The following is a 24,088-nucleotide window of genomic DNA, read 5'->3' on the forward strand; positions in this document are numbered from 1 at the left end:
GCCGTGGGCGATCATCGGCGGAGCAGGGAAGCGTTCCACCTTTTGGAGAGGAACAGTCATGGTGAGTGACAGTCTGGCCATCCGCGCGATCACGGCCGCGGTGATGGTGTCGTGCTTCAGCGCACCCGTGGCGGCGCAGGCCCGGGCACCGCGCGCCGGGACCATCGAGATCGGCGCCTTCGGGCAGTGGACCGCGTTCGACGCGAACGCCGGCCGCACGAACGTGGTGCCCGAGGACGGGTTCGGGTACGGGGCGCGGCTGGGCGTGTTCTTCACCCCGCGCCTGCAGCTGGAAGCCGACGGCTACCTTTCGCAGCAGGACCGCGATCCCGACGAAACGTTCTGCTGCACGGGGGCGCAGCCTACCCAGGTGGACGTTTCGGCGTTCGCGCTTCGCCTGAACTACAACATTCCGCTCGCCAGCCTCACGCACTTCATCCTCGGGGCCGGCGCCGTCCGCACGAACTACGCGTTCGGCGGGGGCACCGAGCCCGAAGCCGACAGCGCCAGCTTCGGCGTTTCCGGGCTTGCGGGCCTTCGCATGGCACTGGCGGGCCCGCTGGCGCTTCGCGTGGACGGCGTAGCCGACTACATGCCCGGCCACGAGCCCGAGGCCAACCTGAACCTGCACGCCCGTGCCGGGCTGAGCCTGCTGCTGGGCACCGCCCGTCCGATGGCGATGATGGTTCCGCCGCCCCCCCCGCTCCCCGAGCCCGCCCCCATCCAGCCGCCGCCAGCACCGGCGCCTCCCGCGGCACCGATGGCGAGGACGATTGACGTGTGCGTGGTGGAGAACGGCGCGCTGCGCAGCGTGCAGGCGCAGTACACCCAGGCCACGGGCGACACCACGGTCGCGGGCCGGCCCTTCGCGCAGGCCTACCCGGCCACCGCGCCGCAGTACGCCGGCGGCGCCGCCTGGTACATCCAGAATGAGCAGATCACCGTCCTCGGACGGCGCTACGTGAGGTTCGGGCTGCCGCGCGTGCTGGGCACTGGCGAGGTGACACGGATCGCCGAGCACCAGGGCGTTCCGGTGTTCGCCGAGACGGGTGCGGCGCGTCCGGAGGTGGTCTACCTGCCGGTGCGGCCCGGGTGCGAGTTCCAGCCGTACCAGACCGAGGTCAAGTCCGGCGCCGTCCGCGGCGAGTAGCGGCACGCCAGGGGCGTCCCCAGGGGCGCCCCTGGGATCGAAGCGAACTTCGAGGAATCTCCGTTCGACATGCGCGCATCCGCGCGCAGTCGCGGTCACTCGCATCAGGTCGGGGGATTGGATGAACATCTTCACGAAAAACCGCAGCGGGCCAGCACGGGCCCGGCGCGGAGGGATCGGCAGGGCACTCCTGGCGCTGGCGTTCGCCGGGCTGGCCACGGCGGCGTGCGGCGACGCCACGGGTACGCAGAACCTGGCCTCGCTCACCGTTTCGCCGCCCACCGCGACCGTCGCGGTGAACGGCACGGTACAGCTCTCCGCGGCCGGCACGCGCGTCGGCTTCGACGAAACGCGGATCGAGGGCGAGACCTGGACCGTCGCCGGCGGCGGCACGGTGAACGACGAGGGGCTGTTCACCGCCGGCGCCACGCCGGGCACCAGCACGGTGACGGTAACCTGCGGCGGCCTGACGAGCGTCGCGACGATCACGGTGACCGCCGGCCCGCTGGCGACCATCACCGTCACGCCCAATCCCGCGACGCTGGCCATCGGCGCCCAGCAGCAGTTCACCGCGGTGGGCAGGGACGCGGGCGGCAACGTCGTCGCCATCACCCCCGTCTGGTCCACGACCAACCCGCCCGGCACCATCAACGCCGGCACGGGGCTCTTCACCGCGGGGAGCACGGTCGGCACCTTCGCCAACAGCGTACGGGCCACCTCGGGCTCCATCTTCGGCACGGCCACGGTCGTCGTGACCCCCGGGCCCCTGGCCCTGATCACGGTTACGCCCAACCCGGCCACGCTGGCCATCGCCACGCAGCAGCAGTTCACGGCGGTGGGCACCGACGCCGCGGGCAACGTGGTCGCCATCACGCCGGTCTGGTCCACCACCAACCCGCCGGGCACCATCGGCGCCAGCACGGGGCTCTTCACCGCGGGCAACGTCCCGGGCACCTTCGCCAACAGCGTCAGGGCCACCTCGGGCGCCCTCTTCGGCACGGCGACGGTCATCGTGACCACCGGGCCGCTGGCCAGCATCACCGTCACGCCCAACCCGGTGACGCTGGAAACCGGTGACCAGCAGACGTTCACGGCCGTGGGCAGGGACGCGGGCCTGAACGTGGTCGCCATCAACCCCATCTGGTCGGTCACCAACGGCGGCGGCACCATCCCGGCCGGCACCAGGGGGCAGACCGCGCTCTTCACGGCGGGGAACACGGCCGGCACCTTCACCAACACGGTGCGGGCCACCGAGGGCTCCATGTTCGGTACGGCGACCGTCACCGTCACCGTGACGCCGCCGCCGCCTCCCCCGCCGCCGCCACCACCGCCGCCGCCGCCGCCGCCACCGCCGCCGCCGCCGCCGCCGCCGCCGCCGCCGCCGCCCCCGCCGCCGCCGCCCCCGCCGCCGCCGCCCCCGCCCCCGCCGGTGAGCTTCCGGGTGCTCGCGAACGTGGCGGTAGCCTGCACCGACGGCAGCATCAGCGGCGACGTGGGCACCTTCCAGGCGAGCCCCACCGGCTCGTTCACCCCGGTCAACTGCCCGGTCACGGGGGGCACGGCCCAGGTGGGGACCGCGGCTTCCATCCAGGCCTACAACAACTTCGTCGCCGCGTACAACCAGCGGGAGACCGTGCCCTGCGGCACGGTGCTGACCGGCTCGCTGGCCGGGGTCACCCTGGCCCCCGGCGTGTACTGCTTCTCGAACGCGGCGTCCCTGACCGGCACGCTGACGCTCAACGGGCCCTCCGACGGCACCTGGCTGATCAAGGTGGGCACCAGCGGAGTGGGCGCGTTGACGGCCACCAACTTCTCGGTGGTGATGGCCGGGGGCGCTTCCGCCTGCAACGTGACCTGGTGGGTGGAGGACGCCGCCACCACGACGGACACCAGCATGCGGGGAGCCATCCTGGCCGGCGGGGACCTCACCTCCACCCGCGGCACCCTGAACGGGAACGCCTGGTCGCAGGGCGACGTAACCATCACGGGCACGACGCTTTCCGGCTGCTAGTTGGGAAGAGGGAAGGGGACGTGCACCGCGGCTGAGCCGTGGCGCACGTCCAACGAGCGGGAGCCGGAAACGGCTCCCGCTCGTCGTCTATGCCACCGAAAGCCTGTGGACCTGGAGCAGGCCAGGCGGCTTTCGCCGCTGGAGGGAGGGGCTTGCGGCCCGTCGCGTCAGCGCCGGCTGCCCGCCCCCGAGGTCTCCCCGCCCCGGCCGCCGCCCGACGGCTGCGGGCGCGGCGTAACCAGCTGCGGTGCGGCGAGCGGGCGGTTCGTGGTGGTGGGCCGCTCGCCCCGCAGCATCGCCTGGCCGATGCGCACGTGGTTCAGCGCAAGCGCCAGCGTTCGCGCGGCTTCCTGGTCGGCGTGAAAGCCCATGGAGTTCTCGGCCTCCACGAAGTCGATCAGGAACTGTGCGCGGCGCTGGTATACCCGGGCCGAGTCCAGCCGCGCCGCGGGGGTGCCGGGGCGCGCCGCGGCGGCGATGGCGCGCGTAAGGTCCAGCACCGCGTCCAGGGCGATGTTGCGCATCTGGTAGGTGCGGTCCTGGATGATGTGCACCCGCTCCCGCAGCTCGTCTTCGCTGGTGCGGTGGCAGGTCTGGCAGGAGCGCGCGATGTTCAGCAGCGGGCTGCGCACGTGGTGGTCGCTGATCTTCATGGCCCCCACCCGCTCGTACGGCATGTGGCAGTCGGCGCAGGCCACGCCGGCGCGCGCGTGGATGCCCTGGCTGAACATCTCGAACTCGGGGTGCTGCGCCTTGAGCACGGGAGCGCCGCTCACCTGGTGCGTCCAGTCCTTGTGCCCCGTGCTGTCGTAGTAGGCCAGGATCTGGTCGGACCGCAGGCCGTTGGCCCACGGATAGGTCAGCCGCTTTTCCGGGCCCTTGAAGTAGTATTCCACGTGGCACTGGCCGCACACGTACGTCCGCATCTCCTGGCGGGTGGCGTCGCGGTTCACGTCGTAGTCGTGGGCGCCCTGGCTGGCCCGGAGCGCGCGCATCCCCTCGATGAAGCCCGGCCGGGTGATCCGCAGCTGCATGGTCTCCGGGTCGTGGCAGTCGATGCACGACACGGGATGCCGCACGCGCTGCCGCGCCTCGGCGTACGGCATCTGGTTCATCCGCTCGAACCCGGCGATCAGGTCGCCGTTCCCGGCGCGCAGGTACGGAACGTAGACGGACCCGTGGCAGTGAAGGCAGGTGCCGGGCTGCCGGGCGGCCTGCTGGCGCCCGGTGAACTCCTGGTCCGAGAGCATGTACGCGTGGCCGCGCTCCTCGCGGAAGTCGTGCGAGAACGCGTACCCCGCCCAGAACTCGCGCAGGCGCGGGTCCTCCTCCAGCCGGCTCTGGGCCACCGTCGACCGGGGATCGCCGGCGGTGGGGTCGCGGGGCAGGGCCTCGCTGCCGCCGTAGCGGGTGCGGCTCTGGTCTACCGTGCGGCGGTAGGCGTCGTAGTGAAGGGGAAAGTTCCGCCCCCACACGGCCGGGTCGGTAATGGTGTCGTTCAGCTCCACCACGCGGTAGAACGGGTTCCGCGCCTCGGCCTTGCGCTCGAAGATGTTGGTGAGCAGCGCCGCCACCCCCAGCGTGGCCACGGCCGCGCCGCCCACGATGGCCAGCAGCCACCACCGGCTGCGCCTGCGCCGGGGCTCGTGAACGGGTACGGGTACGGGATCGGGAGAGGTCGCCATCGTCCGTGTCCGCGTCGTGCTGGGAAGAGGGTGCGGCCCGCGTTCAGCGGACCAGGTGGCCCACGTCGTCGTGGCACCGCGCGCAGCGCATTTCACCCCCGGCGTCGCCCCCGCGTGCTCCCGCGCCGTGCTCGATGGCGTCGGTGACCTCGGTATGGCAGTACCGGCAGGCGTGCTCGGTTACGCGGCGGTTGCTTTCGGTGATGCGCAGCGGGTCGGGGTAGCGGCCCGTGGTGAAGTAGAACGAGTGCCAGAACCCGTTCCTGGCCTTGACGGTGTACTTGCCCACCAGGTCGTGCGGCGTGTGGCAGTCGTTGCAGGTGGCCACGGCCCTGTGGCTGCTCTTCTGCCACGCCGAGTAGTGCTCGGACATGATGTGGCAGTTGGCGCAGGCGGAGGGGTCGTTGGTCAGGTACGAGGCGCCCTTGGCGTACACGAACGTGAACGCGCCCAGCCCCATCGCCGTCCCGGCGAGCACCGCCGCCACCAGCCCGATCATCTGGCCCCTGGTCATGGCCTGGAGTGCGGGGTTCCGTCGCGCCGCCCCGGAACGGAGCGGCGCGTTACGGGCGGCGGATGCAATCGGGATACCCGCGTCTTCACGCGAGCGCTCTCACCGCTGGCCGAGCATGGGAGACGGGCGCGGCGGCGCGACCCGCACGCGCGCATCCACGACCGCCGCTCCGGCGGGATGGATGATGATGGGGTTCAGGTCGAGCTCCACCACCTGGGGAAGGTCGTCGACGAGTGCCGCCACGCGGAGCACGGCGTCCACGAGCGCGCCGACGTCGCAGGGCGAGGCGCCCCGGTAGCCGGTGAGCAGCGGGTACGTCCTGAGCTCACGAACCATCTTCTCCGCGTCCGCTCGGGAGAGGGGAGTCAGGCGGACGGAGACGTCCTTCAGGAGCTCCATCACCACTCCCCCCGCGCCGCAGGCGACCACGGGTCCGAACTGCGGGTCGTGCACCACCCCCACGATCATCTCCACCCCCTCCGGCGCCATCTGCTGGGCCTGGGAGCCGGTCGCCGGGGCCAGGCACGACAGGCCGTAGCACCGAAGCAGCCGTGCAGCCTCGTCGGGAAGGAGCCATTCGGCGCCGCGGCTCACCGCGCCCGCCACGATCGCGAGAGCTTCCTTGCGGCGCACTCCCTCCAGGCGGGGAGCGTCGGAAGCGGGTTCCGCCAGCCATTCGCCGTAGCGTGCCACCTTCGCGAGCGCGCGGGCCGCGTCCTCCGGCTGGGCGTACACGGGTGGATGCCTCTCCCCGGAATGAGGGGTCATGGGCGCGGGCGCCGGCTGCATCACGACGGCAAGCACCGGGATCCTGCCAGCCAGCTGGTGCGCGCCGGCGGAGACTTCCCCGAGGGTGTCCTCCGCCGGCGCGGAGTGCGTCGGCACCAGGATCACAACCAGGGCATCCACGCCAGGATCCCGCCCGGCGATCTCGATGGCGCGGCGGTACAGGATGGGCGTCGCGCCGGCGCCCAGGTCGACCGGGTTGGCTTGCGCGCCGTGCGCCGGGAGGACGGGACGCAGGGCTTCAACGGTGGAGCCAGCCAGCTGCGGGATCTCCAGTCCCTCGGCCTGGCACGCATCTGCGCACAGGATGGCGGGTCCGCCCGCGTTGGTGACGAGGGCGACCCGCCGGCCCGGGGGTGCCGGCTGGGACACCAGGAGCGACGCGATGTCGAACATCTCGCGCAGCGTGTCGGCCCGAATGACGCCCGCGTGGCGGAAGAGCGCATCCACGGTCAGGTCGGATGCGCCCAGCAGCGCCCCGGTGTGGGAGCCGGCGGCACGGGCGCCCGCCAGCGACCGGCCGCTCTTCACGGCCACGATCGGCTTGCCGCGCGCCACCTGGCGAGCGATGCGCGAGAACTTCCGCGGATTGCCGAACGACTCCAGGTACAGCAGGATCACGTCCGTGCCCGCGTCCTGGGCCCAGTAGCGAACCAGGTCGTTGCCCGAGATGTCGGCCTTGTTTCCGACGGATACCAGGGTGGAGATACCGAGCCCGCGCGCACTCGCGTAGCCCATGATCGCCTGCCCGAGCGCCCCGCTCTGCGACATGAACGCGATGCGCCCCGCGACGGGAAGCACGGGCGCGATGGTGGCGTTCAGCTGCACCGCGGGGTCGGAGTTGACGATCCCCATGCAGTTCGGCCCGATGAGCCGCATTCCGCTCATCCGGCAGACCTGGAGGAGCGCATCCTGCCGGCTCCGCCCCAGGGCACCGGACTCGGCGAACCCCGCGCTCACCACCACCAGCGCGCGAACCCCCTTCCTGGCGCACGCCTCCGCGGCTTCGACGACCGCTTCGGCCGGAACCGCGATCACCGCCAGGTCCACCGGGCCCGGGATCTCCTCGACGCCCGGGTACGCGAGGATGCCCTGGACGACCGGCGCGTCTGGATGTACGGGAAAGACCGGGCCCGCGAACGGGTAGATCAGGAGGTTGTGAAGCAACGTGCCGCCCACCGACTCGCGCCGGCGCGACGCCCCGATCATGGCCACCGAGCGGGGGGCGAAGAAGGGGCGCATGGCGTTCACCGCCGCGGTCCACTCCCGCTCGTCGAACCGCCGCAGGGTTTCTCCCGTCACCTCGATGGGAAAGTCCACCCTGGCGTCGTCGCCATCCGACGTGATCGTCACCGGAAAGCCCGATTCCTGGAAGGCGTGGAGCATGCGCCGGTTGTGCGCGAGCACGTCGGCGGTAAAGCTCCGTACGCCGTGGCCGGCGGCGATCTGGGCAAGCTGGCCGAGCAGGATGGTCCCCAGTCCCTGTCCTTGGTGCTCGTCGGCGATCACCAGCGCGACCTCGGCAACCCTGCTGTGCACGCCCGTGAGGCCGATGAACATCGCATGGCCGATGATGCGGCCGGCACCGCCCACCGTCGCGACAAGCCCAAAGGCACCGCCGGCGGTTCCCACCAGGCGTTCCGCCTCTCGCGAAAGCGCCTGCTCGCCGACCGCGCCGCAGAAGCGGAGTGCCCGCGAGTCGGGAGAAAGCGCGCGGAGGAACTCAGCGACGCGTGACGCATCGCCGGCTTCCGTCACCCGCACGCGGGCGGTGGAGCCGTCCCGCAGGACGACGTCGCACGGGGCGTGGGCAGGCGGCGGGTTTTCTCCTCCGTCCGGAAGCGGAATCATCTGGAGTACTCGTCGAGGTTTGGAAGCTGTCCCCCACACCGCGGATGGCCGTGGCGTTGGATGTGCCGGGTGAGCCAGCGGGGTCGAAGCCGAAAGGCCGGTGGGGGCCGGTCAGCGAAATCCCCGTTGCCACGCCGCGCGCGGGTCCGCCACGTCCACAGGGATCAATATGAGCTCCACGCCGAAGCCGCACATCCGAAGCCTGAGCCGCGAGGAATGCGAGAGCATCCTCGCGCGAAACCACGTGGGGCGCCTGGCGTACTCGTGGAACGAGCACCTGGACATCGAGCCGCTCCACTACGTCTTCGACGGCGAGTGGCTGTACGGGCGCACGTCGCACGGGGCCAAGCTCACGGCGACCGGGGAGCTGTGGCGGCCCGTGGCGTTCGAGGTGGACGAGGTGGAGGGAATCTTCAGCTGGCGCAGCGTGGTCGTGCACGGCGGGCTCTACACGGTCACGGACGACGGGCCGGAGTGGCGCCAGGAGGCGTGGCGCACCGGGGTGGAGCTGCTCCGGTCGCTGATCCCGGAATCCTTTACCTCCGACGATCCCATGCCCGCGCGGTCCGTGATGTTCCGCATCGCGGCGCAGGACCTTACCGGGCGCGAGGCGACCCCCGCCCGTGGGGGGGCGCCGGTCTAGTCCGCACCGCTCCCGGGCCGTCCCCCTCGCCGGAATTTAGGCTGTTACTTCGGTCGGGGGGGTACGAGGAGGACGTTGCACGGCGCGCGCCGGGTTACCTCGGCGCTCACGCTCCCGAGCAGCGCACGCCCCACCAGGCCCCGGTTGCGGGTGGAAAGCACCAGCAGGTCGGTGGCTTCTACCTCGGCGAACAGCAGGATCGACTGCACGACGTCGGTGCCGCGGATGGCGAGACTGGCGGTCAACCGCCCCTCCTCGTCACCACGGGAGAGCGCGCGGCGAAGGGCCTCGTCCAGAGCCGGTGGAGGGCCGCTGCGCGGGTCGTTCGTAACGTGGAGCACCGAAAGCTTCGGTGCACCCCCCGCTCCCTCTGCGCCTGCGAAGAGGAGGGCCCAGTGGATGGCGGCGTCCAGCACGGGCTCCAGGTCGTGCGCGGGATCCACCGCCACGACCACGTGGCTCGACGGCACGGCGAGTGGGGTGCGGACCACCAGGCAGGGAACTCCCGCGCCGCCGAGTACCCGCTCCGCCGTGCTGCCGAGGAGACGAGCGGGCCCTGCCCGGCGAACGTGCGGCCCTACCACGATCAGGCCGGAGCCGGCCCGGTCCGCCCACTCCATGATCGCGCGCTCGGGGGGAAACCCCGCGACGTGGCGCTCCGCCGCTACCTCGGCGGGAACTTCACGGCTGATCAGTGCGTCCAGGAGTCGTTCCGCCTCGCGAACCTGCTCCTCGTGCGGCTCATTGCCCGCCCCGGCGGGCACGTCGATGGCGTGGACCACGTGAAGGGAGGCGGCCGACCGCGCCGCCACTTCGCCCGCTGCCCGTACGACCTCGTCCGAGCCGTCGGAAAGGTCGGTCGCGACCACGATGGACCGGAACGACGCTCGTCCGGCACCCGGACCCTGGTGTGTGCTCAGCATATCCTGGTTCTCTCCTTGTGCGTTGGGTGTTGCGTCCAGCACGTTGTGGGCCTGGCCGGGGGGGGGACGATCCTCTAGCGGCACCCGGACGGGTGCTCCATCATCCCCACTCGGCATAAGGCAATCCTGGACCGGCTTCTCCAGCCACCGCGCATGCGTAAGCGGGCTGGAATGAGCCGGAGCACAGAACGGCCTGAAGCCCCAGCCCCTCCTCCATCAACGACGTGCGCAACGAGATCGAAGCGGGACCGGACCCCGTCGGGCCGCCGGATGCCCGGACGGGCGGGGCACCGGGTGCCGCGGTGAACGAGCCCGCGACGGCATCGACACGGGTGCAGCGGATCGGGCTCCTGCTGGGTCCGGCCGCGTTCGCGGTCCTGGTGATGCTACCCGCCCCGCAGGGCCTGGACGCGCCCGGGTGGCGAGTAGCGGCCGTCGCCGCGTGGATGGGCGTGTGGTGGGTGTCGGAAGCGCTCCCGCTCGCGATGACGGCGCTCCTCCCCCTCCTCCTCTTTCCCCTGGTGGGCGCGCGCGCCGTGGACGAGGCGGCGGCTCCGTACGCGGACCCCGTGGTCTTTTTGTTCCTCGCCGGCTTCATGCTCGCGGCCGCCATGCAGCGGTGGGGGCTGCACCGGCGCATCGCGCTCGTGCTGGTGCGCGCCACGGGCACCCGTCCCACCGGGCTGGTGGCGGGGTTCATGATCGCCACGGCGTTCATCAGCATGTGGGTGAACAACACCGCCACCGTGCTGATGGTGCTTCCGATCGCCCTGTCGGTGATCGAGCTGGTGAAGCAGTGCGCCGCCGACGAGCCCAACTTTCCCCCGGCGGTCCTGCTGGGCGTCGTCTACGCCGCGGCCATCGGCGGGCTCGGCACCCTGATCGGAACACCGCCCAACGCGCTCCTGGCCGGCTTTCTCGCGAAGACGTACGAGGTGGAGATCGGATTCCTGCAGTGGATGCAGGTGGGCGTTCCCCTCGTGCTGGTCCTTCTCCCGCTCACCTGGCTCCTCCTCACCCGCGTGGTGCTTCCCCTGGGCCGCGCGGAGGTCGAGGGCGGCCGCGAGCTGATCGCCCGCGAAATCGCGTCGCTCGGGCCGGTTTCCCGGGCGGAATGGACGGTCGCGATCGTCTTTCTCCTCACCGACGCGCTGTGGATCGCGCGCCCGGCACTCGGCCGGTGGGTGCCCGGGCTTTCCGACGCCGGGATCGCGGTGGCCGGCGCGGTGGTTCTCTTCGCGCTCCCCGCCGCGCGGGGAACGCGCGTGCTCGACTGGGAAACCGTGGCGCGGCTTCCCTGGGACGTGCTCCTCCTGTTCGGGGGAGGGCTGAGCCTGGCCGCGGGAATCGCCGGGACGGGGCTTGCCGGCTGGATCGGCGACGCGCTGTCCGGGGTGGGTGGGTGGCCGCCGCTGGCCGTGGCGGTTGCCGTGGCGGCCTTCCTGGTGGCGCTGAGCAAGGTAGCGAGCAACACGGCCGCCGCGGTCACCTTCCTCCCGGTGATCGCCGCCCTCGCCGTGGGCATCGGTGAGGGCCCCGTACTGCTGACGACGGTGGCGACACTGGCGGCGAGCGGCGGCTTCATCCTTCCCGTGGCGTCACCCCCCAACGCGATCGCCTACGGCACCGGCTACGTGACCACTGCCCAGATGGCCCGCGGCGGGGCGTGGATGGACGCGGTGTTCGCGTTCGTCGTCCCGCTGCTCGCGTACGCCCTCGTCGGCTGGTTCTTCCTTCCCTGAGGCGCGCCGGAAGCCACGGCGTTCCACGAGGGAAACGCTCACTCCGGGGGAATCACCAGGACGCTGCAGGGCGCATCACGCACGATGGCCTCGGCCACGCTGCCCAGGAGCGCTCTCGCGGCACCGGTACGCCCGTGGCTTCCCACGACGACCAGTTCCGCCGCCCACTCCGCGGCCTCCGCCACCGCTTCGCGGGCGGGAGCGCCGGTCCGGATCACCGACTCTACCTGGACTCCCTCGGGGAGCTCCGCGAGGAACGCGTCCAGACGCTCCCGCGCCGCGCTCGCCAGGCGCTCATGGAGACCCGGAATCGGAAGGTCCAGCTCCAGTCCCACCACCAGGAGGACGCGAGCCTCCACCGTATCCTTCGTGCAGAGGGCGCGGATCACCGCGAGTCCCCCTTCCACCATCGCGAGCGCCCCCGGCGAGCCCACGTCCACGCAGAAGAGGACGCGTGGACAGGGGGCGAGCTCGCCGTGCAGCACCAGGACGGGCGTCCGTGCGCCGTGGAGCACCCTCTGCGCCGTGGTGCCCAGGAGCGCCGCCCCCACGCGCCCGCGCCGCGTCGGGCCGACGACCAGGAGGCAGTCCCCGCCGCAGGTGGCCTCGTGAAGAACGGCTGAAGCCTGGCCGGCCTCGGCCCGGCAGTGAACCTCGCACTCACCCGCCAGGCCGCCGAGCTGTCCTTCCAGCCGCGCCTGCAGCCCCTCGGCGTAGTGCAGCAGCGGGTCGCCGGGGATCGTGGAAAAGCGGAGATAGGTATCCACGAACGGGTCGGACACGTCGAAGGCATGCACCACCTCCAGCGGGAGCCCGGCGCGCGTGGCCAGCGCCCCGGCGTCCGGAAGCACCGCGTCGGGCTCGTGAACGCCCCCGACCCCGACGACAAGTTTTCGAATGCTCATGATCAGCCTGTGGAATTCAGTGTCCTTCGTCGCTGCGGCACGTATCGCGAAGCGGCTAAACGAGATGGGAGTTACTAACCGTTTGGTCAATGCAAGAGCCGTGCGTGGCCGCGCGGGCGGGCCGCAGAGCGATCACTCCGCCGCGGCTCCCCGATAGCTTTCCACGCTGAGTCCTTCCGCGTGCGTGACCGCTTCCGTGAGCACGCCGATCGCCGTCTCCAGCTCCGCCTCGCCGCACGGGTGCACCCGCCGCCGCACGGCCGCCGCGAGCTCCTCGCGCAGCACCTGGAACTCTCTCCGGATCTCCTCCTCCGTCCACCCCAGCCGCGCACGCTGCAGCCCGTGGCGCTCCGAGATCACGCGCTGGATCACGGTTTCCTCGCGGCGCATCCCGGGCTGGGGCGCGAGATGCGTGGTGCCCATGGTCTGCGCCAGGTCGGAAAGAAAGCTCGCCAGGTGGTCTTCCAGCTCCGCCTCCGAAAGGCGGCGCGCGTGGGGTGTGCCCGGATCGCTCCGCAGGCGCGCGACGTACACGTGGAGGATGCGCTCCAGCTCGGAAAGAACGGCTGCCCGGATGGCCGCGAAGACGCCGACCCCGTCGTCATCCCCCGTGCAGGGGCCCGAATCGGCCTCCTCGTTCGCCGCGGCGGGAAGCCAGAGAAAGAAGGCCGATCCGACGCCCGGCTCGCTCCGCACGGTGAGGTCTCCACCCATCAGCCGCGCCAGGCGCCGGCTGATGTCCAGGCCCAGCCCCGCTCCCCCGAATCGCCGGGTGAAGCCCGTTTCCGCCTGTACGAAGGGCTCGAAGATGGCCTCCAGCCGCCCCGGTGGAATTCCCCGGCCGGTGTCTTCGACCCGGATGTAGATCCAGGGCCCGGGACCCTCCAGCCGGGTGTACGCCGGGGCCTCGGCAGCCGCTTCCGCGCCGATGGTGATGCGCCCGCCCCGCTCGGTGAACTTGACGGCGTTGTTCAACAGGTTGAGCAGGATCTGCCGAACCCGCTCGCCGTCGCCCCAGCAGTGTTGTTCCGAGACGAACCCGGACATCGCGCTCACCAGCTCCACGCCATGGGCACTCGCCTGCGGCTCGACGAGGACCATCGCCCGCGACACCACCGACCCCAGCCGCAGCCGTGCACGGGCGGCGGCCATGCGGCCCGACTCGATGCGGGCCAGGTCCAGCACGTCGTCGACCATCCCCAGCAGATGCTGGCTGCTGGCCCGGATCTTGGCGATCTGCTCGTGATGCGCCCGCGTGAGCGGGCCGCCCAGCTCCATGGCGAGGAGGTCGGCGTAGCCCATCACCGCGTTGAGGGGGGTGCGGATCTCGTGGCTCATGGTGGCGATGAAGTGGCTCTTTACCCGGGCCGCTTCCTCCGCCGCTTCGAGGGCAGCCTTGCGGGCGGCCTCCGTGGCGCGCCGCGCGGTCAGGTCGCGCGTGAGCTTCGCGAAGCCGAGCAGCGTACCGTCGGTGTCTCGCAGGGCGGTGAGGGTGACTCCGGCCCAGAAGGTCGAGCCATCGCTGCGGACGCGGTTCCCCTCGCCCTGGTACTCTCCGCTCTCGGCCGCCGTTCGCAGATGCTCCTCGGCCCCGCCATCTTCCGCACCGCCGTCCGGGTACAGCAGGCGCAGGTGGGCGCCCTCTGCATCGGCTTTCGTCCACCCCTTGAGCAGCCGTGCGCCTTCGCCCCAAAAAGTGATGCAGCCGTCCGGGTCCATCAGGAAGATGCCGTAGTCCCGCACGTTCTCGGCGAGTGCCGAAAAGGCCTGGTGCACGACCCCCATTCCCGTCGTGTCGCTGGCCGGATCGCTGAACGGGGCGGCGGGCTCCGCGGACGCATGGGCCCGGAGCTCCGCGCGCCGCCGCGCCGCCTCCCGCTCCCGGGTCTCACTCCCGGCAATGCCGGAAGACGCGCCCCCACCACGAGCGGATCCGCCGCCGGCGTCGCGGCTCTGTTCGTCGGCAGGTTTCTGGGGGAACATTGAGCTAACGGATCGCTGGTGCATGGAGACCGTATCATCTGATGATATCGGTACATGCACGAGATACGCCGCTGGAAATCATTGAGCGGGTTTTGCGGCGTATGCAAGTGTCGGGTTTGCCACACATCGGCAGATGTGAAAAGCGGGAGGGGGATCACCTCCCCCTCCCGCCTGGTCATCGGGTGCAGCCCGGATCGCTCGCTCAGCGCACCGCCTTCCGGCGTTCCGCGGGGGCGTGGCGCGGAAGGCAGACGGTGAAGGTGTTCCCGTGCACCTCCGACGACTTCGCGATGATGCTGCCGCCGTGCGCGCGCACGATCCGCTCGGCGATGTAGAGTCCCAGCCCCAGTCCCTCCTGCGGCTCACGGGCGGAGGTCTCCTCCGCAGGGGCGGCACTGCGCAGTTCGAACAGCGTGTCCAGCTGCTCGCGTGGGATCGCCGTGCCGCGGTTGTGAACGGAGACGTAAACGTCGCGCTCGTCGCCGTTCACGTGCACGGTGACGGGCGTACCCGCCGTGCCGTGTTGCACCGCATTCTCGATCAGGTTGGCCAGTGCCTGGCTGATTCGCGCAACGTCCCACTCTCCGCGCTCTTCCGTGCCACCTTCCACGCTGAAGCGCCGCTCGGGATGCGCGGCCGCGATCCCGGCCGCCACGTCGTGCGCCAGCGTCCCCATGGATGCCTCGGAGCGGTGAATGGGAATCCCTTCACCCAGGCGGCTTCGGGTGAAGTCCAGGAGGATGCCCACCGTGTGCGTGGTGCGGTCGGCGGTTTCCGCGATCTGGGAGGCAAGCGTCACGGCCGTCTGCTCCAGGTGCTGCGTGCTCAGCAAGGCGCTCGCCGACGCCCGGATGGCGGCGAGCCCCGCCCGGAGGTCGTGTCCCACGATGGCGACGGAAATCTCCTGGGCGCGGTCCAGCTGCTCGGAGTAGCGGACCACGGATTCGGCGAGCGACTGGTCGATGGCCTCGTTGAAGCGAGTCAGCTGCTCGATGTCCCCGGGTGCGAGCTCGCCCTGGCTCTCGGTCCAGAGCCGAATGACGCTGGCGCGAAGCGCCCGGTACTCGGCGACCATCTGTGCCACGGTGAAGCCGCTCTCGGCCCGGCCGGCACCGTGCTCCTCGGCCGCCGTCTCCTCGGGGGTGTCATCGACCGCGTTCCCCTTCGACTTTTTCGACTGCTCGGCCGCGTCCTGCGCCGTCTCCAGGTCCGCGGCGATCATGGTGAGAATTCCGTCCGCGTGATCGCGGAGCTCCGTGATTCCCATCTGGGCGCTGGACGGCTCACAGGTGCGCGCGAACTCCTCCCACTCGGCGAGGATGGACTTGCGGTTCGCGACGATGAACTCTGACAGGTGCACGCAATCGATCCGGGTTTGAAGGGCTCACGCCGGCAGGCCAGGGGCATCGATGCCGCCCGTGCGATCTGGCCCAGTGCGGCCCGGATCGAAACGGAAAGAATTGCGCCACCAGCGAAGTGGGTTGGCCCCCCGCGACCAACTCGGCTGTCCGCTGGTCCGGGGTCTGGCCCGTCGTGTGTTCCGGGCGCGGCACACCGTTGGCGGCATGGTCCGCCCATGTACCCGAACGACGATATCTACGTCCGTCTGCGGCTCGCCATCCAGCGGAGCGAAGAGGCCATCGAAGCAGCGAAAGCGTTGGTGCGGGAGGCGCGGGAGTTGTGCGAACAGGGCCCCGATCTGGTGGAACCGCCGTTCCTCGCTCCGCCGTGGAAGGACGCACCCCGGCATCCGGAGCCCCACGACCCGCCGTCGTTCAAGCGAGGGCGGAGGGCGGATTGATGGCGAAGATCAGGCGTCGGAGGGCGGAGCTGCCCCGGAGCATGCCGGCAGCCGAGCGTAAAGCACGACCCCACACCAGGCTCGCTCCGCAGCGTCAGGGCTCCGCCCATTCGGACGGCGAGGTCGCGGGCGATCGCCAGGCCCAGCCCAGTACCTCCCCGCGCTCGGGTGTAGCCGGTTTCCACCTGCACGAAGGGGCGAAACACCGCCGCGAGCTGGTCCGGGGCAATGCCGATGCCCGTGTCCTGCACCCGCATGTACGTCCAGCGGCCCTCCTCGCCGAATTCCGTCTCCGGGTCCGGGCGCTGGGTGCAGCCGCACGTCACCGTCACCCGTCCGCCCGGCTCGGTGAACTTCACCGCGTTGGCCAGGAGGTTCACCAGCACCTGCCGCACGCGCTGCCTGTCGCCCAAATAGCAGGGCTCCTCTCCATCGCAATGGAGAACCTGGATCTCCACGCCACCGGCCGCGGCTTGGGCGGTCACCGTCTTGATCCGCTCCAGGTGTGCCTTCTGCCGCTCCGTGACGGGACCGGAAATCCCCAGGTCCAGCAGGTCGGTGTACGCCATCACCGCGTTGAGGGGAGTGCGCAGCTCGTGGCTCATGTTGGAAAGGAACTCCGACTTGGCGCGGTTCGCCGCCTGCGCCTCTTGTGCCAGCTCCTGCTCCCGCAGCGACGCCAGCATCAGCCGCTCGTTGGCGGCCGCTGCCTCCCTGGCGAGCGTCCTGGCATCGTCGAGCGCCCGCTCCGCCACCCCGCGGGCGGTCTGCGCCTCGGCGTAGAGCCGCGCGTGTCGATGGCCATCGCGCAGCGCCGGGCGAGGTCGTCGGCGATCAGGCGATCGGGCTCGCCGGCCCCGTGCCCCTGGCCCGAGGTGGCGAAGGTGATGGCGCCCACCATCCGGCCCCGTGCCACCATGGGCACCGTGAGGAACGTTTCGGCACCCATCTCCAGCAGGAGCGCCCGGTGCTCCTCGTCGCAATGGTCGCAGGCCAGAACCATCTCCAGCCCCTCGGCCACGATTTCCGGCTCGCGCATGCGCATGACGCGCGGCGCGCCCACGGGGTCGCCCCGGCCCGGCGGGCGCAGGTGCAGGTCGCGGGCTGGGGCGTGCTTGGCCGGGTCGGGGTGGATGACCGCCAGGCGGCGGATGGAGCCGTCGGGCTCCAGGAGGTCGACGATGCACCAGGCGCCCAGGTGGGGCAGGGCAAGCCCGGCCACGGTGACCAGGGTGGCCTCGTAGTCGAGAGAATCCGACAACCGCCGGCTGGCCTCGCCAGGAATGCGAGGCGCGCGCGCTCCCCGCCTCCATCGAGGTCTATCCGCCCCGCTGCCGCGGAATCATCCGCCGGTTCGCGGTCGCTCATGCAGGCACGGCTCCGCGGGTTTCCGCCAGGAGGCGCCCGCCGACGCGCTTCTGCTCCGCCAGAAAGACGCCCGAGCGCCCCCGCACCTCCACCAGCCCCTCGGCTTCCAGAAAGGCGTACGCCCGCGCCACCGCCCGCAGGACCATCCCCGGCTCGTCCGAAATCTCGCGGTAGCTCGGCAGCCGGTCGACGGCGGCCAGGCGCCCGGTGTGGATCCCCGCGAGCAGGCGCCCGCGAAGCAGATCTGCCAGGCGCGCCTCGGCCGGGTGGTCGAGTGTACGGCTCATGCTGATTTGTGGTGGCGATGTAGAAACCGGCTCTCGCACGCATCCGCGTACAGGCTGACACGACGACAGTTTTTCACATTGCCTGCCATGCCTGTTGCAGCTTGGGCAGACCTTGCGACGGTTGGCTCTTCACCTCCAATTCTGTCGCACTTTTTGTGTCAGTACCGGTACGGCTCTTGCTCGACCCGCGATCCGCTGTCCATATGGCGAAGTGGCAGTTCATCGAGCGGCCGGCGAGCAGGCGGGTGGAGTTGAAGATTGGGCCGTGCCTCCCGCTGAGCAGAGGCCACCCTGCACCCGCACTACCACAGCGATGGGCCCTCATGGTGGACCATAGGGAGGCGGAGCAGGCAGATGCCGAATGGGCCGAAGCCTCCATTGGGCGGACCCCGGCACGCACTCCCATTGGCGCAGCCCAGCCGACGCGGCAAGCGGCGCGCGGCACCCTCCGCGCGCCGCTTGCCGTCGTAGCGGAAACTAACATGGATCTGCGCTTGGTGGAACGCGTTCAGGGCCGTGACGAAGCGGCCCTCGGCGAGCTGTACGATCGCTGGTCGGACCGGGTGTACGCGGTCGCCCTTCACCTGGTGGGCGACCGCCACCACGCCGAAGAGGTAGTGGAAAAGGCGTTCTCGCAGGTCTGGACCCAGGCGGACCGCTATCACACCGGGTGGGGCTCGGTAGAGGCGTGGATCATCCTGATTGCCCGCAGCCACGCGCGGGCCGGCCTCGCCCGTCGAGCAGAGGCAGTCCCCGCGCCCCACGTCCTACAGCGATGGCAGTCATGACGGACAGCCGCCGTGCGAGTTCGTGGATGCACACGAGAACGGTGCTCGTCGTAGATGACCACGCGCCGACCCGTGAGGGATACGCGGAGTTCCTTCGGACCTGTGGTTATCTGGTGGTGGAAGCGCGGCACGGAGGTGAGGCGATTCTGTGTGTGCAGGGGAATCAACCCGACGTGGTGCTCATCGACATCGTGATGCCGGTGCTCGATGGGATTGAAACCGCCCAGTGGCTGCGGTGGCACCCGCCTTCGGCGCAGACGCCCATCCTCGCGGTTACGGCGTGCCAGTCGCCCACGCAGCAGGAACGGATGCGCGCCGTCTGCGACGATCTGCTGATGAAGCCGTGTGCCCTGGACGTGATCGCCGGGCGGATCCGATCGCTCGTGGACCCCGCTACGAAGCCGCGGGACGCCAGAGGGTAAAGGCCGATCCCCTGCCGGGCTCGCTTCGCAGCGTAAGGTCGCCGCCCATGCACCGGGCCAGCTCCCGGCTGATGGTGAGCCCCGGCCCGGTGCCATCTTTCCTGCGTGTGAGTCCCTGCTCCGTTTGCTCGAACGCCGACCTCCAACGTCGTCTCCTTTCTAGCGGACGTGCTCGTCCGCAGCGCTACATCGAAGCCGATGGAGAGATCCGCAAGGTGCGGAGGGTGGGAAAGATGCGGGGGAGCCAGCACAGCAAGGCGCCCCGTGAATACGACGTCACGAAGCACGGGTTCGTGATCGGAAAGGGCCTGGAACGATTCCACGGAAGCGTCAGCGGCGCACCCTACCTCACCGCGACGCCCCCCGCGTGAAGTAGCTGGGAGCATGTACCGGCATCGGTCCGAGGTGAACAAACTTGCGCGCAGGTTCACTTCACTTCGTGGGGTAACAGATCGGGGCGGATAGCCACACATGCCAGGCAACCGGGATGGTTGACAAGAGCGGCGCACACCAGGTATCCTTGGTGGGAAGCCGTCCCTCTCCCCATCAGGAGATAGCTATGCCGACCCAGGGCAACGCGATGGCGAAGAAGGCGGCTGAGCGTACGCGGCGCAAGGCTCCATCGACGCAAAAGCGCAAGAACGAGAGCGACGTGACCCCCGACGCGGAGACGTTCAGGGTGATCTTCGCAGACAACGGTGAGGCCGCGAGAGACAACCTCGAGCGTTTCGCGCCGCGGGTCTAATCCGCGCGCTGGCACGGGCAACTAGGGGAGCCGGGACATTCGTCCCGGCTTTTTGTTGTGAGTCCGATCTGGGTAACTGGCCTTGGAAGAAGCCACGCCCACTATCGAATAGCCATGACCGAGACCGAAACCACGCCTGGCCACGATCCCGGAGTCGTGTTTCGCCTCCGGCCCTATTCGGGCCTTCCGGGCGACGACAGCGACACTGGGCATCCGCATGCCCTCGTGACCCCGGCTGAAGCGGGAGCGAACTCCACGTTGACCTACGGGAGCACCAAGGACACAGAGGCAGGAGCCGGGGCCGTGCGCCATACGGTCAACCCACGCCCGAACGGCAGAAACCCTAATGGGCTGACGAAGGTTACCCACTTCTACCCGGGTGTCCTCGCGTTACGAAGATACCGCCAGTTGCCTGCGCGTGCGGGATATCTGGGCAGTAAGGATCTAAAGGGGTTGCGGGAGACGCTACGCCTGGCGCTCGGGATATCGGAAGGGTGCACGGGCGAAGAGAACCACTTGGCGGGGTCCTGGCGGGGCCGCATTGTGCGATTCACACCGGACGCCGAGTCGGCTCTCGCCACCACCCATGGGGTAGTAGTAACCGCCCCAAGGTATTCCAAGGCGCAGTCGTACCAGGTGATCGTTCCTATCTACGATGGAACGGGACGAGCCGCTGTAGATCCAGTTGTGAAGGTGGAAGATAGAGATTGGCTCTCCCGCCTGGGAGCGGGTGTATCCAGCGCCCTCCTGTTCGTACCCTCAACCGTCTCGGTGCGTCACAAAGATTCACATCCTGCCGGAGCCCCAGGCGGCGGTGATCGACGTGGAACTGATGCAGATGCTGGATCGGAGCCTCTGCCAATGGTTCGAACTCGAACCGCCGTCTTAAGCCTGCGCCAGTCGTGCCGGCCGGGAGCCCGCCACGTATGTGCGAGGCCCCTGCGGGGCTGTAGCATTTGCGAGGTCTGAATTCCGTTACGTGCCGTAGGTCGTGCGTTACCGCGTCACTCCCGCTCGCTAGCGGCGTGGAGCACGGAGGACCATTTATCGGGGCGGCTTACAGGCTGCCCCGATCTGCGTTCGGGGTCATGGAACAGGCCAGCGGGGTGACTCTTGTGTGCCTAACCCCGCCGATTTAGCGTGGTTCCATCATTCGTCGCTTTAGGGACGGCTGCTTCCGCGATTCCCTCACCGCAACGCGTGCCCTCATGAGTCCCTTCCAAACATTTCGCGTGATCGGGTGCGCCATCGTTAGCGCTCACCGTAGTCCTGTTTCCGTGGCTCGAGGCCGGTCACGCCAGCCCAGTAATATTTCTCGTACCCGGGCTAATCGTGTCGTATCTACTCTGCGTCCGGGGTTGCGGAAACTGCGGCACGATCGGCGCGCCCGATTCTTCGCTGCCCTCATTGCGGGGCTTGTGTTCTTCGCCCTGGCAATGGCTGCCGGCCGTGAACTCCTGTGACTGGCACTGCCGTTCGTGCATCTGCTGACGTCGTCACTGCTGTTCGAAGCGGTGTACCGTCTTCGTGGCGAGCTTTCACTCGCGGCGCCCGTCCAGGGTTCCCCGGCGGGCGATCCGGCGTCCCTTCAGTGAACTTCCGATCCCACCGTCAGCAACCAAGTCCATAATATACGTAGCTTTGAGATGAGTTTACTGCGTGTTGTGGCTGATTAGCAGGTACACGGCCAGGGCCCAGGGGACGATGGCGGCATAGAGAAACCGCGTGCCGGTTTTCACATGCTTGTACTTCTCACCGGCGATACAGGCATTCCTGTAGGTCTGGCGGGCAAGATCCAACTCGTACTCTTCCGCCTTCAAGTTTTGCATCTCTGCAACGAACTCCTCCTCCGTCCGCTGCGTGATGCCTCCGAAATAGATCAGAGATCCCATGGGGCTCCTGGTACGAGGCGACGTTGCCACGAGCAGGTGCAGCAAGCTCCCGCTGAGTGCCGCCAGAGCCAGGACGGTGAGGGTAATGCTCACCCCTGTCCACCCGTTCGAGGTGGGAGCGACGGCCGCGATGACGCCGAACATCGCAATGTCTACGGTTGCCAGGGGAGAAACCTTCAAATCAGCTGCGGCGATCCATTGCAGCTGGCGGGAGAGCGTAGTCTCGAGCAAAGCGTGCTTGTCCATTGTCGACAGGTTCTGATTGTGAGTGGATCGCGAGAGGTATGGACGGTCTCTGCCCTGCACCTTGTGGGACAAAGATGAGAGCGGCCGTTCGGCCCTGCAAGCTTCGCGGAGTTCAGTGGCCGTCACCGGCCCATCGAGGCCGTATTCCTGGAGTGGGACCGTGCGGCAGAAGCCCACTCGGAGGTTCCATCGCCGGGGCACCGACGTGGAACGCACGGCGCTCCCGGGTTCATGTTACAGCGGAATCCACGGGCTCCCTTTTCACATCCGCACGGAAACGATAACGTTCTCTCCCGTCCGCCTGCCCGACGTCGAACTCCCGCCCTCGCTCGCCGAGCGAGTACCACCAGAGGCCCCGAGCATGACTGAAATCCTTTTGCGCCGCGCCGGCATCGCGGCCGCGCTCACGCTGGCCTGCGGCGCGTGCGCCGGCGCGCCGCAGGTGCCGGCGAGCACCCCGCCGGCCCCGGTGAGCACCTCGTCCGCGCCGGCGAGCACTCCGCCCGCGGCGCAGCAGGGCGCCCGCCCCGTGTTCGCGAACGGCATGGCGCAGGTCGTTCCGGCGTTCGCCGAGGCCTCGCAGTGGATTCGCCAGAACCTGTGGGTAGAAACGGAGTTCGACTCCGACGGGGATGGCCGCCGGGATCGCGTGCACGTGGGGGTGACGCGGCCGCGCCAGACGGAAACCGAGGGGCTGAAGGTGCCGGTGGTGTACGGGTCCAGCCCGTACTACGCCGGCGTCGCGCGCACCTTCGCGTTCTGGAACGTGCGGCAGGAGCTAGGCGAGCCCTCGCCGCCGCGCGGCGCCATGCGCGGCCCCCCGCACGATTCCACGCGCACGCGCATCTCCAACCAGCTGGTGGGCACGTGGGTGCCGCGCGGCTTTGCCGTGGTGCACTCCGATGCGCCGGGGACGGGGCGGTCGCAGGGATGCGTGACGATCGGCGACACGCCGGAGCGCACGGCGATGAAGTCCGTCATCGACTGGCTGAATGGACGCGCGAAGGGCTATTCGACGCCGAACGGCACCGCTGAGGTGTCGGCGACGTCGTGGTCGACGGGTAAGGTGGGGATGATCGGCACGTCGTACGAGGGTACGCTGCCGCTCGCCGCAGCGACGACGGGGGTGGCGGGGCTCGAGGTGGTGGTCCCCGTGGCCGCGAACACCTCGTACTACCACTACTACCGATCCAACGGGCTGGTGCGGTCGCCGGGCGGGTACCTGGGCGAGGACGTGGACGTGCTCTACGACTTCGTGGCCAGCGGCCCGCCGGCCACGCGCGCCACCTGCGACCGCACCGTCAAGGGCGGCGTCTTCGCCGCGGGGCAGGACCGCGCCACCGGTGACTTCAACGAGTTCTGGGCCTCGCGCGAGCTGCTGCCGCACGTAAGGAACATCCGGGCGGCGGTGCTGCTGGCGCACGGGCTGAACGACTACAACGTGATGCCGTCGCACAGCGTGCGGATCTACGACGAGATGAAGGCGCGCGGCCTCCCCGTCTCGCTGTACCTTCACCAGGGCGGCCACGGCGGCGATCCGCCCGCGGAGATGGTGAACCGCTGGTTCACGCACTACCTGTACGGCGTGGACAACGGCGTCCGCAACGATCCGCCGGTCTGGATCGTCTCCAGCACCGCCGCGCGTCCGTCGGGGCGTGGGGCAATGCCGGCGCCAGTTCCGTTCGCGTCGTTCCCGGCGCCGGGATCGGAGCCGGTGCGGCTCTATCCCACTCCCGGCGGCAACGGCATCGCCCCGCTCGCCCTCCGCCCGTCTCGCGGCACCGAGTCCATCACCGACGACGCGGCCGTCAGCGGAAGCGCCAACGCAAGCGCAGCCCGCTCCACCCATCGCCTGCTCTTCGCCACGGCGCCGCTCACCGATTCGCTGCGCATCTCCGGAACGCCGCGCGTCACGCTGCGCGTCGCCGTCGACGGCCCCGCGGCGAACCTCACCGTGTGGATGGTGACGCTTCCCTATGACTCGGCTGCGATCGGCGACGCCAGCCGCGTGGGCGTCGTCACGCGCGGGTGGGCCGACATCCAGAACCATGCGTCGCTCACGCGCGGCGGCGTGTACGCGTCGACGCGGCCCGGCGAGCGGCTGGTCCCGGGGCGGTTCTACGACCTGACCTTCGACCTGGAGCCGGACGACCAGGTGATCCCCGCGGGGAGGCAGCTCGCGGTCATGATCCTATCGAGCGACCCCGAGTTCACCCTTTCGCCCCGCGCCGGAGCGAGGCTGACGGTGGACCTGGCGGGAACGTCGTTCACGGTGCCCGTGGTGGGCGGCGGCGCGGCGTTGACGCGGGCGGGCGGCGTGCGGACGAATCCCTGACGCGGGAGCCG

General features: G+C 69.9%; 19 protein-coding genes and 1 pseudogene. 8 read left to right on the top strand and 12 right to left on the bottom strand.

The features are described from left to right. The first annotated feature begins 58 nt into the window (after positions 1-58). Positions 59-1,150, top strand: coding sequence for an outer membrane beta-barrel protein (locus VF632_RS12010; protein ID WP_331023132.1), 1,092 nt, complete (start codon positions 59-61; stop codon positions 1,148-1,150). A 121-nt stretch (positions 1,151-1,271) separates the two neighbouring features. Next, positions 1,272-3,161 (top strand): ice-binding family protein, encoded by a 1,890-nt coding sequence (locus VF632_RS12015; RefSeq protein ID WP_331023133.1) that lies wholly within the window; start codon positions 1,272-1,274, stop codon positions 3,159-3,161. A 167-nt stretch (positions 3,162-3,328) separates the two neighbouring features. Here VF632_RS12015 and VF632_RS12020 read toward each other — a convergent pair whose 3' ends face one another. The 3 genes from VF632_RS12020 to VF632_RS12030 all read right to left on the bottom strand — a co-directional run bounded on the left by VF632_RS12020 (position 3,329) and on the right by VF632_RS12030 (position 7,997). Next, positions 3,329-4,846, bottom strand: coding sequence for an ammonia-forming cytochrome c nitrite reductase subunit c552 (locus tag VF632_RS12020; RefSeq protein WP_331023134.1), 1,518 nt, complete (start codon positions 4,844-4,846; stop codon positions 3,329-3,331). Positions 4,847-4,889: 43 nt separating this feature from the next. After that, positions 4,890-5,360, bottom strand: coding sequence for a cytochrome c nitrite reductase small subunit (nrfH, locus tag VF632_RS12025; RefSeq protein ID WP_331023135.1), 471 nt, complete (start codon positions 5,358-5,360; stop codon positions 4,890-4,892). Positions 5,361-5,459: 99 nt separating this feature from the next. Continuing rightward, on the bottom strand, positions 5,460-7,997 hold the full coding sequence (locus tag VF632_RS12030) for a GNAT family N-acetyltransferase (RefSeq protein WP_331023136.1): 2,538 nt from the start codon (positions 7,995-7,997) through the stop codon (positions 5,460-5,462). Between the two features lie 169 nt (positions 7,998-8,166). Here VF632_RS12030 and VF632_RS12035 point away from each other — a divergent pair, with 169 nt between their 5' ends. Then, a complete protein-coding gene (locus tag VF632_RS12035; protein WP_331023137.1) occupies positions 8,167-8,640 on the top strand; it encodes a pyridoxamine 5'-phosphate oxidase family protein in 474 nt (157 codons plus the stop codon). A 44-nt stretch (positions 8,641-8,684) separates the two neighbouring features. Here VF632_RS12035 and VF632_RS12040 read toward each other — a convergent pair whose 3' ends face one another. Further along, entirely contained in the window at positions 8,685-9,563 is an 879-nt protein-coding gene (locus tag VF632_RS12040) for a universal stress protein (RefSeq protein WP_331023138.1), read from the bottom strand. A gap of 224 nt (positions 9,564-9,787) precedes the next feature. Between VF632_RS12040 and VF632_RS12045 the strand changes: the two genes are divergently transcribed. Beyond that, positions 9,788-11,305, top strand: coding sequence for a DASS family sodium-coupled anion symporter (locus VF632_RS12045; RefSeq protein ID WP_331023139.1), 1,518 nt, complete (start codon positions 9,788-9,790; stop codon positions 11,303-11,305). A gap of 38 nt (positions 11,306-11,343) precedes the next feature. Here the strand turns inward: VF632_RS12045 and VF632_RS12050 are convergent, their stop codons facing one another. From VF632_RS12050 to VF632_RS12075, 6 genes are all read right to left on the bottom strand, one after another. Continuing rightward, positions 11,344-12,210 (bottom strand): universal stress protein, encoded by an 867-nt coding sequence (locus tag VF632_RS12050; protein ID WP_331023140.1) that lies wholly within the window; start codon positions 12,208-12,210, stop codon positions 11,344-11,346. A 132-nt stretch (positions 12,211-12,342) separates the two neighbouring features. Next, the gene (locus tag VF632_RS12055; RefSeq protein ID WP_331023141.1) at positions 12,343-14,193 is read right to left on the bottom strand and encodes an ATP-binding protein; all 1,851 of its coding nucleotides are present in this window, start codon (positions 14,191-14,193) and stop codon (positions 12,343-12,345) included. A 202-nt stretch (positions 14,194-14,395) separates the two neighbouring features. Further along, positions 14,396-15,553 carry a sensor histidine kinase gene (locus tag VF632_RS12060; RefSeq protein ID WP_331023142.1) on the bottom strand — a complete coding sequence of 386 codons (1,158 nt, stop codon included), beginning with the start codon at positions 15,551-15,553 and terminating at the stop codon, positions 14,396-14,398. A 236-nt stretch (positions 15,554-15,789) separates the two neighbouring features. Then, positions 15,790-16,749, bottom strand: a complete 960-nt coding sequence (locus tag VF632_RS12065; RefSeq protein WP_331023143.1) for a HAMP domain-containing sensor histidine kinase — start codon at positions 16,747-16,749, stop codon at positions 15,790-15,792. Beyond that, complete coding sequence (locus tag VF632_RS12070; RefSeq protein ID WP_331023144.1) at positions 16,680-17,255, bottom strand: GAF domain-containing protein; 576 nt, start codon at positions 17,253-17,255, stop codon at positions 16,680-16,682. Before VF632_RS12070 ends, VF632_RS12065 begins: the two co-directional genes overlap by 70 nt. A 103-nt stretch (positions 17,256-17,358) precedes the next feature. Beyond that, complete coding sequence (locus tag VF632_RS12075; protein ID WP_331023145.1) at positions 17,359-17,649, bottom strand: GntR family transcriptional regulator; 291 nt, start codon at positions 17,647-17,649, stop codon at positions 17,359-17,361. Between the two features lie 482 nt (positions 17,650-18,131). On the opposite strand from VF632_RS12075, the gene VF632_RS12080 reads away from it, so the two are divergent. Both VF632_RS12080 and VF632_RS12085 read left to right on the top strand, forming a co-directional pair. Next, entirely contained in the window at positions 18,132-18,437 is a 306-nt protein-coding gene (locus VF632_RS12080; RefSeq protein ID WP_331023146.1) for an RNA polymerase sigma factor, read from the top strand. Between the two features lie 26 nt (positions 18,438-18,463). Then, the gene (locus VF632_RS12085) at positions 18,464-18,859 is read left to right on the top strand and encodes a response regulator (RefSeq protein ID WP_331023147.1); all 396 of its coding nucleotides are present in this window, start codon (positions 18,464-18,466) and stop codon (positions 18,857-18,859) included. Here VF632_RS12085 and VF632_RS28060 read toward each other — a convergent pair. After that, positions 18,831-18,941, bottom strand: a pseudogene (locus tag VF632_RS28060) (ATP-binding protein); the annotation flags it as partial. The gene VF632_RS12085 and the pseudogene VF632_RS28060 sit on opposite strands and share 29 nt — an antisense overlap. A gap of 477 nt (positions 18,942-19,418) precedes the next feature. On the opposite strand from VF632_RS28060, the gene VF632_RS12090 reads away from it, so the two are divergent. After that, a complete protein-coding gene (locus tag VF632_RS12090; protein ID WP_331023148.1) occupies positions 19,419-19,604 on the top strand; it encodes a hypothetical protein in 186 nt (61 codons plus the stop codon). Positions 19,605-21,256: 1,652 nt separating this feature from the next. On the opposite strand, the gene VF632_RS12095 is transcribed toward VF632_RS12090, so the two are convergent. After that, positions 21,257-21,742 (bottom strand): Pycsar system effector family protein, encoded by a 486-nt coding sequence (locus tag VF632_RS12095; protein WP_331023149.1) that lies wholly within the window; start codon positions 21,740-21,742, stop codon positions 21,257-21,259. A 361-nt stretch (positions 21,743-22,103) separates the two neighbouring features. Here VF632_RS12095 and VF632_RS12100 point away from each other — a divergent pair, with 361 nt between their 5' ends. Further along, positions 22,104-24,077, top strand: a complete 1,974-nt coding sequence (locus tag VF632_RS12100; RefSeq protein ID WP_331023150.1) for a Xaa-Pro dipeptidyl-peptidase — start codon at positions 22,104-22,106, stop codon at positions 24,075-24,077. The last annotated feature ends 11 nt before the right edge of the window (positions 24,078-24,088 follow it).

The organism is Longimicrobium sp., from assembly GCF_036388275.1.
Taxonomy (GTDB): Bacteria; Gemmatimonadota; Gemmatimonadetes; order Longimicrobiales; family Longimicrobiaceae; genus Longimicrobium.